The organism is Oleiphilus sp. HI0128, from assembly GCF_001635365.1.
Genome location: NZ_LWGG01000457.1, coordinates 1 through 386, shown reverse-complemented (window position 1 = coordinate 386; position 386 = coordinate 1). Strand labels below are relative to the sequence as shown.

Here is a 386-nt window from a genome sequence, read left to right as displayed (position 1 = left end):
AAGGAATGTTCAGTGGTGTAGCGAATCAAACCTTGAGGTTTCGAGACTTTTTCCATTACCTGGTCACATACATCCACACAAGCTGCGCAGCCAATGCACTCATACTGTAAGCCTTCGCGAATATCGATGCCAGTAGGGCAGACCTGCACACATAAAGAGCAGTCAACACAGTCACCTGCCTGGTCGGCCATTTCCTTTCTTTTTTTACCCTTAACTCTTGGCTCGCCACGGTCATCGTCGTAGGAGACAATCAGAGTGTCCTTATCGAACATGGCGCTTTGGAAGCGTGCATAAGGGCACATATATAAGCATACCTGTTCTCTGAGGTAGCCAGAGTTTCCATAAGTCGCAAAACCATAAAATAGGATCCAGAAAGTTTCCCAGGG

The 386-nt window shown here is 47.2% G+C and carries 1 protein-coding gene; it reads right to left on the bottom strand.

The features are described from left to right. On the bottom strand, positions 1 to 386 hold a 386-nt coding region (locus A3763_RS05610), incomplete at both ends, for a 4Fe-4S dicluster domain-containing protein (RefSeq protein ID WP_156494940.1).